The sequence below is a fragment of the Streptomyces sp. NPDC052910 genome (assembly GCF_055585605.1).
In genome coordinates this window covers 1-8883 of record NZ_JBVJJR010000019.1, presented here as the reverse complement: position 1 = coordinate 8883, position 8883 = coordinate 1, and the positions used below count along the sequence as shown (strand labels likewise).

At 74.2% G+C, this 8883-nt stretch carries 11 protein-coding genes; 10 read left to right on the top strand and 1 reads right to left on the bottom strand.

Going from position 1 to position 8883, the window contains the following annotated elements:
• The first annotated feature begins 104 nt into the window (after positions 1 to 104).
• The 4 genes from ACZ6X9_RS33715 (at position 105) to ACZ6X9_RS33700 (ending at position 2346) form a co-directional block, all read left to right on the top strand.
• Positions 105 to 590 carry a MerR family transcriptional regulator gene (locus ACZ6X9_RS33715; RefSeq protein ID WP_469781865.1) on the top strand — a complete coding sequence of 162 codons (486 nt, stop codon included), beginning with the start codon at positions 105 to 107 and terminating at the stop codon, positions 588 to 590.
• A 318-nt stretch (positions 591 to 908) separates the two neighbouring features.
• The gene (locus ACZ6X9_RS33710) at positions 909 to 1142 is read left to right on the top strand and encodes a DUF5133 domain-containing protein (RefSeq protein WP_469781864.1); all 234 of its coding nucleotides are present in this window, start codon (positions 909 to 911) and stop codon (positions 1140 to 1142) included.
• A gap of 184 nt (positions 1143 to 1326) precedes the next feature.
• Positions 1327 to 1569: an acyl carrier protein gene (locus ACZ6X9_RS33705; protein WP_436781333.1), complete on the top strand. Its 243-nt coding sequence runs from the start codon at positions 1327 to 1329 to the stop codon at positions 1567 to 1569.
• Between the two features lie 312 nt (positions 1570 to 1881).
• Positions 1882 to 2346 (top strand): DUF6098 family protein, encoded by a 465-nt coding sequence (locus ACZ6X9_RS33700; RefSeq protein ID WP_469781863.1) that lies wholly within the window; start codon positions 1882 to 1884, stop codon positions 2344 to 2346.
• A 163-nt stretch (positions 2347 to 2509) separates the two neighbouring features.
• Here ACZ6X9_RS33700 and ACZ6X9_RS33695 read toward each other — a convergent pair whose 3' ends face one another.
• Entirely contained in the window at positions 2510 to 3388 is an 879-nt protein-coding gene (locus tag ACZ6X9_RS33695; RefSeq protein ID WP_469781862.1) for a DUF72 domain-containing protein, read from the bottom strand.
• A gap of 110 nt (positions 3389 to 3498) precedes the next feature.
• Between ACZ6X9_RS33695 and ACZ6X9_RS33690 the strand changes: the two genes are divergently transcribed.
• From ACZ6X9_RS33690 to ACZ6X9_RS33665, 6 genes are all read left to right on the top strand, one after another.
• Entirely contained in the window at positions 3499 to 4506 is a 1008-nt protein-coding gene (locus ACZ6X9_RS33690; protein ID WP_469781861.1) for a YihY/virulence factor BrkB family protein, read from the top strand.
• 115 nt (positions 4507 to 4621) lie between these two features.
• Complete coding sequence (locus ACZ6X9_RS33685; protein WP_469781860.1) at positions 4622 to 4894, top strand: hypothetical protein; 273 nt, start codon at positions 4622 to 4624, stop codon at positions 4892 to 4894.
• A 126-nt stretch (positions 4895 to 5020) separates the two neighbouring features.
• Entirely contained in the window at positions 5021 to 5245 is a 225-nt protein-coding gene (locus ACZ6X9_RS33680) for a hypothetical protein (RefSeq protein WP_469781859.1), read from the top strand.
• A gap of 281 nt (positions 5246 to 5526) precedes the next feature.
• A complete protein-coding gene (locus ACZ6X9_RS33675; protein WP_469781858.1) occupies positions 5527 to 6006 on the top strand; it encodes a DUF5709 domain-containing protein in 480 nt (159 codons plus the stop codon).
• 668 nt (positions 6007 to 6674) lie between these two features.
• Positions 6675 to 8549, top strand: a complete 1875-nt coding sequence (locus tag ACZ6X9_RS33670; protein WP_469781857.1) for a 1-deoxy-D-xylulose-5-phosphate synthase — start codon at positions 6675 to 6677, stop codon at positions 8547 to 8549.
• The coding region (locus ACZ6X9_RS33665; RefSeq protein ID WP_469781856.1) for a flavodoxin-dependent (E)-4-hydroxy-3-methylbut-2-enyl-diphosphate synthase at positions 8546 to 8883 on the top strand (338 nt) is incomplete at its 3' end. The genes ACZ6X9_RS33670 and ACZ6X9_RS33665, both read left to right, overlap by 4 nt.

The window sequence follows — 8883 nt, the reverse complement described above, 5'->3', positions numbered from 1 at the left end:
ATCGGGGCAGGTGGCCAGGCAACGGATCCGAGTCCAGTCATGGCGGGCAACCTATCGCACGCCAGTGAAAGTGATCCGAAAGAGACGGCCTAGGCTGCGGCGCCATGGAAACGAGTGCGGACGGCCTGTCGGCGGACGGCGCCCCGGTGAACGGCTCCCCGCCCAACGGCCTCCCGGCGCGCGGCCTTTCGATCGGCGAGGTCGTGAAGGCCACCGGGATGAGCGTGGACACCCTGCGGTTCTTCGAGCGCGAGGGCCTGCTGCTGCGCCCGGTCCCGCGCAACGCCGCCGGCCGTCGGGTCTACGAACAGGCGGACGTGGACTGGCTGCTGCTCTGCGGCCGGTTCCGGGCGTCGGGCATGCCGGTGGCGACCGTCGGGCGCTTCGCGGCGCTGGTGCGGTCCGGTCCCGGCAACGAGGCGGCGCGGCTGGAGCTGCTCCGGGAGCACGAACGGGCGGTGCGGGAGCGGATCGCCGCCCTCGGGGCGGACCTCGAGATCATCCAGGGGAAGGTCGCCGTCTACGAGCGGCACGTGCGCGAAGGAACGGCCGCCGGGCTCTGGGCGCCGGCTCCGGTGGGAGGCCTGTGACGCGCACGCCAGGCGACGCGTACCGGGACAAGCGCGCGGACACCCTCGTCCGCGGTTCGACGAGCAGGGGCCGCGCCTCCTCACCCAGCCCTGCGCCGGCGTCGCGCCGCCGCACGGCCGGGTGACCGGCCCCGGCCCGTTTCCGGACCGGCACCGGAGGTGCCCGCCACCCCCGAGCACGGATGCGCGGCCCCGAGCGCCACTCCCGTCGCATGAGACCCGTTTTCCCGGGTAGCAGCCCGTTCGCCGCGGACGACGTGCCTTTCCGGCACCGCCCGGCGCCCCCCACAGGGAAATCGGTGAAAGGAAGTGGTGACCTTGCTGATGGCTCACCCCGCTGTGCTCGCGAACCTCGTGGAGCAGTACACGACGCTGGACCTGCTGCACGCGGAGTCCGGCGACCCGGAGGCCAGGCAGCGGATGGACGACGTCGCCTACCTCCTCTGCGTGGCCACGGGCACCAACGACGTGGACGCCGCGCTGATCGCCGCGCGCTACCGGCTGCCGGGCGCCCGGGTCCGCGACGATTCCCTGCTCGCAGCGGGTGAGTGAGCGACGGCGGGCCGGTCCCGTCGGCCGCACGCCGTGTGAACGTCCGGCGAAGGGGTAACCGGAGGGCTCGGAAAGCGCGCCGCGGATTCCGCCGCCACCGCGGCCCGGCCACGGGGCCGGCGGACAGCCGGCAGGCACGGAACACGTACGGAAACAGCAGGTACACCAGCAGGGAGGACACACCATGGCCACGGGTGAAACCGGTTTCAGCGACGTCGTCTTCGACCTCGTCTCGGTGCAGTACCACTCGCTCAAGGCGGGGCACGACTACGGACAGTACGTGCGGGACGCCGAGAATGCCGGCAAGAAGGAGATCGCGGAGTTCTTCCGCTCGGTGATGGCCGAGGACTCGCGCCGCGCCGCCGAGTGTCACCGCTTCCTCAAGGAGCTGTCGGGTACGGACGCGGCGGGTCCGGCCGCCGGCTGAATCGGCCGGACACGTACGCCGAGGGGGCCGTTCCGTCCGGTACGGCCCCCTCGCCCGTCCCCTGCGGCCGCGACATCGCCGCCGACGTGATCGCGGCGGGCGGCCGGAGCGGCGCGGCACGGCCCGTGCTCCGCGCCGAATTGCGGAAGGGCGCGGCCGGGGGTTGGCTGGAGGCGTCGAACGCGACGCCGCCCGGGACGGTGTCGCCCCCGGGGGCCGGCCCCGCCGTCGTTCCCCCCTGAGCCCTCTCCCGGTGACCGCATCCACGCGGCCCCGGTGTATCCCGTGAAGTGCGGAGGAACCGCCGTCGACATGACCGCCCCCGATGCCCTGCCCGTCCTGACGTCCCTCGACGACCTGGTCGCCATGGTCGAGCGCGGGAAGAACCTGTTCGTGCGGTGGTCTCGGGGACCGGGGACGGACCTGGGGCTGGCCTCCAGCACCGACGACCTCACCGGCACCAGCCTGCCCGGCCTGTCCGTCAACGCCCTCGACGTCGAGCCGTGGTGGAACGACCGTCCGCTGCGGCTCTGGGTCGCCCGGCGCCTGTACGACTACTGCCACCTGCGCCGCGACAAGGGCCCCGGGGTGCGGCCCTGGGTGCTCGAGGGCCGGGAGATCGGCCGCGGCCCCGACAACGAACCGCTGGTGCGGGAGGTGCGGCCGCTCGCCTGGATCGACGGCGAGGTGATCGACGAGGCGGAACGCGAGGTGGTCCGCCAGCGTGGCCCCTGGGGGCCGCTCCGCAGATCGGCGCACGGCGAACCGACGGGGTGAGCGGGGAAGCGCCCCGGCCCCGCCCTTGCACCGTTTCCCGCGGGGCCGCGCCCCGCGCGGTCGTTTCGCACACGCCCCCGGACCGACGGTCCGTTTCGCACAGAGCCCCCGGACCGACGGTCCGGGGGCTCTTCCGTCGACTCCGTCGACCCGTCGGTCCCCCTCACCCTTCCAGCAACGCGCGCATCACCGCGGCCGACCGCACCGCCGCGTCACCGCAGCAGTTGTTGAACAGCACATGCACCTGCTCGGCTTCCCCCGCCAGCCGGCGGATCCGGTCCCGCCACGGGACGAGCTCCTCGGCGGTGTAGGAGTGCCGGTACGCGTCCTCCTTCCCGCCGGTGCCCCACGCGGCCGAGCGCCCGTGGAAGCGCACCACCGCCAGCTCGCGCCGGGTCACGGCGGCCACCGGCGGCACGGCCTCCGGTACGTCCTGGGCGGTGTCCACGGCCACCAGGGACATGTCGTGCGCGCGCAGCACCTCCAGCGTGCGCTCCCGCTCCCCCGGCCCGTACCAGCCCGGGTGCCGGAACTCGACGGCCAGCGGGAGCCGGCCCGCGCGCCGCCGGCACTCGGCCAGGAAGGCGTGCCCCCGCTCCCCCGCCCGCACCCACGGCGGGAACTGGAGCAGCACCGCGCCCAGCCGTCCCGCCTCCCACAGCGGCTGCAGCGCGCCGGTGAACCGCTGCCACAGCTCGTCCACCACACCGCGCGCCAGTCGGGCCGGGGAGAGCCGGCGCTGCGGGGACCCCGGCGGGCGGAGGTCGGGCGGCAGCGCACCGGCGCGCGCGGAGTGGCCGGTCAGCGTGGCGAACGCCTTGACGTCGAAGACGAAACCGGGCGGGGTGCGTTCGGCCCAGAGGCGGCAGTTGCGGGTGCTGGGCATCCCGTAGTACGTCGCGTCGACCTCCACGACGGGGAACCGGGCGGCGTAGTGCCGCAGCCGCCCCTCGGGGTCGTCGCGCGCGGCCGGCGGGTACCAGCCGCTGCCCCGCAGGGCGGGATCCGTCCAGGAACAGGTGCCGACGAGGAACTTTTCCATGCGGGGGCGGTTACCCCGTCCGGGCTCCGGTCCGCACACCCGGTCCGCACACCCGGTCCGCACCGACGGCGACGCGGTTGAACTCCTCCCGGCCGGTTATCCGTTGGGACGTGACGGCGACACAGAAGAGCACGGACGAGAACGAGGCCGGCCCCGGGCCCGCAGTGGAACGCAGGGCCCCGGACGAGCCGACGCAGTTGCGTCCCCGGTCCTGGTGGTCGGTGCTGCGGCGCACGGCGAAGGAGTTCGTGGACGACGAACTGGCCGACCGCGCGGCGGCCCTGACCTACTACACGATGCTGTCCCTCTTCCCGGCGCTGCTGGTGCTGGTCTCGCTGCTGGGTGTGGTGGGCAAGTCGGCGGCGGAGAAGCTGCTGGACAACCTCGACCACTTGGCGCCCGGCCCGGTGCAGGACATCCTCACCGGGGCCGTGCGCCAGGCGAGTGCGAGCGGGGGCGCCGGTTCGGTGCTGGCGGTGGCGGGTCTGCTGGGCGCGCTGTGGTCCGCGTCGGGCTATGTGGCGGCGTTCATCCGCGCCTCCAACGCCGTCTACGACATCAAGGAAGGGCGGCCGGTGTGGAAGCTGACACCGCTGCGCCTGGCCGTGACCCTGGTACTGATGCTGCTGGCGACGGCGAGCGCGCTGATCGTGGTGTTCACCGGCGGCATCGCCCGGCAGGCGGGCACCGCCCTGGGCGTCGGGGACGAGGCGCTCGCGGTGTGGTCGGTGGTCAAGTGGCCGGTGCTTGTTCTGCTGGTGACGGCCATGATCGCCATGTTGTACTGGGCGGCGCCGAACGTGCGCGGGCGCGGCTTCCGCTGGGTGACGCCGGGCAGTCTGGTGGCCCTGGTGCTCTGGATGGCGGTCTCGGCGGGCTTCGCGCTGTACGTCGCGAATTTCGGCACCTACAACAAGGTCTACGGGACCTTCGCCGGGCTGATCGTCTTCCTGATGTGGCTGTGGTTCACCAACCTCGCGATCCTGCTCGGTCTGGAGTTCGACGCCGAACTGAGCCGCGAGCGGGCCATCCTCGGCGGCCACCCGGAGGACGAGGAGCCGTACGTGCCGCCCCGGGACACCAGCGCCTGGCCCGAGGGCGACGACGGCGCGGCCTGACGCGGCTCCGCCCCATCCGCCCCCCGAGTACCCCGATTCGCCGCCCCGGATCGGGGTACTCGGCGCGTCCGCACCGGCCGTCCGGCCGGGCCGGCACGGAAGGTGGGCGACGACGGTGGACGAGACGGACGGCAGGGACCGGCAGGGCTCGAAAGCGGCACGCGAGGACTCCCGCGGGGCGCACGGCAAGGGCCCGGGCGCTTCCTCGGGCGCGGAGGAGACGGCGCACGAGCGCACGGTGCCCGGTACGGCGAGCGCCCGGGAGGGCTACGGCGACCAGGACGGGACCGCGGGCGGCGAGGCGCTGCGCGGCGTCAAAGGCGGGTCCAAGGCCGCGCGCGAGAAACGCGCCCGTACCGCGCGCGACCACCCCGACCGGGACCGCTGAGGCGGCGGGCGGGCATACCGGCCGGCCGGCCGGGCATCCGGGACGGTGGGCCGGACGATCACGGCCCCCGGCCGCCGCCCACGGGGTGGCCGCCGGAGCGATCGCACGACAGGCGGAGGAACGCGCATGAAGGACTCCACGAAGGACACCGGTGCCACGCCCGGCAAGCCCCGCACCGCCGCGGAGGAGGCGGCCCGGGAGCTCGGCGAGATCATCGACCGGCCGGACCGCGAGCACGAGCGGGACGCGGCCGACGGCATCACGCCCAGCACCGAGGCTCAGGAGTCCGTCCAGCGCGAGCGGCACGGCCGCCACGGCGAGGGCGGCGACCGCGGCGGGAAGGGACGCTGACCCGCCGGTCCGGAAGAAGCCGACCCGCCGGTCCGGGAGAAGAAGAGCCCGGTCCGGAGGAGGAAGAGCAGGGAACCGGCACCGCGGTCGCCGTACGGGTGGCCGCGGTGCCGTCGTACGGGCCCACGATCCGGCGACCCCCGTGCCGACCACCCTCCCCTCACCGCCGCCGCCCGGCGCCCCGCCACCCCGGCGTGCCCGCCCGGGGAGCGCCGGGCAGCCGCACGGAGGAGACTGGAAGGGACGTCGCTGCGGGGCCGCGCGGGAGGAAGGAGCGCAGCATGTCCGACGACGCGATGGGTGACGAGGTCTACCAGCCGGTGCGTTCCGATACCCGGGACAACCCCGACGACCTGGACCTGGAGAACGCTCTCGACGGCGACGGCCTGGACGAGGTGCTCGACGAGGGCTGGTCGCCACCGGAGAAACCGCTGGCCGTGACCCACCACGGGACCACGGCCCGGGAGCAGCGCGACCGGGAGAGCCTCGATCAGCGGCTCGCCGAGGAGGTGCCCGAGCCGTCCGTTCCCGACGGCGACGGGATCGGCGACCAGCCGCGCGACGGGGAGCCGATCGACGAGGAGGCCGGCGACGAGCGCGCCGGGCGGCTCACCGGTACGGCCGATCTGATGCCGCCCCGCATGAACGACGTGTACGCGCGGGACGTGGGCGTCAACGGCGGCGCCGCCTCCGCCGAGGAGGCGGCGATGCACGTGATCCCCGAGGAACCCGTGGTCCCCCCGGAGGAGTTCGAGGGATGAGGCACCGGGGGCACCGGTAGGGCCGCTCCGGGCCGCACGCCTGTGGCAGGCCGCGGCGCCTGCCGGGTGCGGTGGACCGGTGCCCGCGAGGGCCGGGGTCGTGCGCCTCCTGCGACCGTATGACAAGCTCGTCGGCGGAGACTCTTGAGTCCGCCACCGGTGTCCGCCCGACGGTGGCTCCGCGGCCTGCCACAGGCGTGCGGCCGCCGGCCGGAAGACCGCCGGTGCGCAGCCACCTTTGACGACGCGGACCGCATGCACCGGCGCGTCCCCGGTGGTACCGCCCCCGCGCCCCGAAGCCCACCGCACGCCGCGTGGTGCACGACCGTGACACCCGTCGGCGGAAGGCGCCCAGGGGCGTGCCGGGCCCGTGACGCAGGCTTCGACGCCGTGCGGAACGCGCCTGGCCAGGTCCGACTGGGACGGCCGAAGGTGGATAGGCGTTCCACCGCTCACCTCGCGGCACCCGTGGGCGCCACCTCCCACGACGCCCCGGCGCGCCGCCGACAGCGCACCGTGCGATCCCGCATCCGGCACAGTCGGCACGCGGCCGGCCGCCGCGGCCCACGTCCGCCCGGGATGGGATCAGCGGTGCCGGAAGACCGCCGTCCCCGCTCCGCTCCGCCGTGCCCTCATCCGCTGCTCTCTTCGCCTTGCGAGGTAGGTTGATGAACCCCCCACCAACCGACGGCATGAAAATCGTACCGCCGCTTCTGGCGTCCGTCACGGGACCGGAAGCCTTACGGGCACTGCCTGCCCGGCGCCTCCGCGAACTGGCGGGTGAGGTCCGCGAGTTCCTGATCGAGAAGGTGTGCGCGTCGGGCGGGCATCTGGGCCCGAGCCTGGGTGTGGTGGAGCTGACGATCGCCTTGCACCGGGTCTTCGACTCGCCCCGTGACACGATCCTTTTCGATATCGGCCACCAAGCCTATGTGCACAAGTTGCTGACGGGACGTCAGAAGTCGTTCGGTACCCTTCGGGAGGCGGGCGGTCTGTCGGGCTACCTCTCGCGTGAGGAGTCCGTGCACGACGTCATCGAGAACTCGCACGCCTCGACGGCCCTGTCGTACGCGGACGGCCTGGCCAAGGCCCGGTCCCTGGCGGGGGAAAACGACCGTGCGGTGGTGGCGGTGATCGGTGACGGCGCCTTCACCGGCGGGATGGCCTGGGAGGGGCTGGACAACATCGCCGCCGCCGGCCGGCCGGTGATCGCCGTGCTCAACGACAACGGACGGTCCTACGCACCCACCTCCGGGGCCCTGGCCGGCGCTCTGGCCGCCCTCCGGGCCGGCCCCGGCAGCGGACGGGCCCAGGGCAACCTGTTCACCGACCTGGGCCTGGCCTACCTGGGGCCCGTCGACGGACACGACGTCCCCGCCGTGGAAGAGGCCCTCACCCAAGCCCGTGCCCTGGACCGGCCGGTCCTGGTGCACGTGGTGACGGTGAAAGGCAAGGGGTACGCCCTGGCGGAGGCCGACGAGGCGGACTGCTTCCACGCGGTCGGTGTCATCGACCCGGTCACCGGCGCGCCCGCCCCCGGCCTCCGGCAGCCGGCGCAGTCCTGGACGAGCGTCCTCGCCGGGGAGCTGCTGGCCCTGGCCGAGGAACGCGAGGACCTGGTCGCGGTGACCGCGTCGATGCTCCGGCCGACCGGTCTGCACCCCATGGCCGTGCGGTTCCCCGACCGGGTCTTCGACGTGGGCATCGCCGAGCAGCACGCCGTCACCAGCGCCGCAGGTCTGGCGATGGGCGGTCTGCACCCGGTCGTCGCCGTCTACGCCACCTTCCTCAACCGCGCCTTCGACCAGGTCCTGATGGACGTCGCCCTGCACCGTCTGCCGGTGACCCTCGTCCTGGACCGGGCCGGCATCACCGGCCCGGACGGCCCCTCCCACCACGGCATGTGGGACGTCGGCCTCCTGTCCCTCGTGCCGGGCATGCGGGTGGCCGCGCCCCGCGACCCGGCCCGACTGCGGGAACTGCTGCGCGAAGCCGTCGCCGTCACCGACGGGCCGACGGCCCTGCGGCTGCCCAAGGCCACCGCCGGACGCGACATCGGGGCACTGGCGCGGATGGACGGCGTGGACGTCCTCCACCGCAGCACCCACCGTCCTCTGGACGTCCTGCTCGTCGCCGCCGGCCCGACCGCGCCCGCGGCGCTGGAGGCCGCCCACCGGCTCGAGGAGGAGGAAGGCATCGGCTCCACCGTCGTCGACCCCCGCTGGATCGTCCCCGTCAGCCCGGCACTGGTCCACCTGGCCGCCCGGCACCGCCTGACCGTCACAGTCGAGGACGCCACCCGCACCGGGGGCTTCGGCTCCCTCCTCGCCCAGCACTGCGCCGACGCCGCCGTGACCACCCCCGTCCACTGCCTTGGACTGCCCCGCGCGTTCATCCCCCACGGCACGCGCGGCACGCTCCTGGCCGCGGCGGGACTGGACGGTGCCGGCATCACCGCGTCCGTCCTGCGCGCCCGCGCCGCGTTCACCACCTACGACGTCACCCCGCTCGCGGGTTTCCTCAACACCAGGGGGCCGCGATGACCACCCATCTCGGTGTGCCCGCCGTCCCGCCCACGAAGCCGGTGCGCCGTCCGACCCGGCGGATCCATGTCGGCGATGTCCCGGTCGGTGGCGGCGCTCCGGTTTCCGTGCAGACCATGACGACCACCCTGACCGCCGACGTCGATGCCACGCTGCAACAGATCGCCGAGGTCACGGCGGCGGGGTGCGACATCGTCCGGGTCGCGGTGCCGTCCCGGGACGACGCCGACGCCCTGCCAAAGATCGCGAGGAAGTCGCCGATCCCCATCGTGGCGGACATCCACTTCCAGCCGCGCTACGTCTTCGCCGCCATCGACGCCGGCTGCGCCGCCGT

Coding starts and splice junctions, on each gene's coding strand:
- ACZ6X9_RS33715 (WP_469781865.1), top strand. CDS start 105: ATGGAAACGAGTGCGGACGGCCTGTCGGCGGACGGCGCCCCGGTGAAC.
- ACZ6X9_RS33675 (WP_469781858.1), top strand. CDS start 5,527: ATGTCCGACGACGCGATGGGTGACGAGGTCTACCAGCCGGTGCGTTCC.
- ACZ6X9_RS33670 (WP_469781857.1), top strand. CDS start 6,675: ATGAACCCCCCACCAACCGACGGCATGAAAATCGTACCGCCGCTTCTG.
- ACZ6X9_RS33705 (WP_436781333.1), top strand. CDS start 1,327: ATGGCCACGGGTGAAACCGGTTTCAGCGACGTCGTCTTCGACCTCGTC.
- ACZ6X9_RS33700 (WP_469781863.1), top strand. CDS start 1,882: ATGACCGCCCCCGATGCCCTGCCCGTCCTGACGTCCCTCGACGACCTG.
- ACZ6X9_RS33680 (WP_469781859.1), top strand. CDS start 5,021: ATGAAGGACTCCACGAAGGACACCGGTGCCACGCCCGGCAAGCCCCGC.
- ACZ6X9_RS33695 (WP_469781862.1), bottom strand. CDS start 3,388: ATGGAAAAGTTCCTCGTCGGCACCTGTTCCTGGACGGATCCCGCCCTG.